Annotated in this window: 1 pseudogene; it reads left to right on the plus strand. The window is 66.5% G+C overall.

The window, feature by feature from the left end:
• Window positions 1-397, plus strand: a pseudogene (gene nadE, locus SB751_RS28415) (NAD(+) synthase); the annotation flags it as partial.

Consider the following 397-nt stretch of genomic DNA (forward strand, 5'->3'; position numbering starts at 1 on the left):
CCGGCGAGCGCACCAACCACCTGTTCCGCATCGCCAATTTCAACAACGCCATCGTCATCGGCACGGGCGACCTGAGCGAGCTGGCGCTGGGCTGGTGCACTTATGGCGTGGGCGACCACATGTCTCATTACAGCGTCAACGCCAGCGTGCCCAAGACGCTGATCACGCACCTGGTGCGCTGGGTGGCCGAATCCGGCCGCCTGGGCGAGGCGGGCGCGGCGGTGCTGCTGGACGTGCTGGGCACGGATGTCAGCCCCGAACTGGTGCCGGGCGGCGACGACGGCAAGCCGACCCAGAAGAGCGAAGACACGATCGGGCCCTACGAGCTGCAGGATTTCAACCTGTACTACACGCTGCGCTACGGTTTCGCGCCGACCAAGGTGGCGTTCCTGGCGCT

The sequence above is a fragment of the Cupriavidus sp. SIMBA_020 genome (assembly GCF_046535395.1).
GTDB lineage: Bacteria > Pseudomonadota > Gammaproteobacteria > Burkholderiales > Burkholderiaceae > Cupriavidus > Cupriavidus campinensis.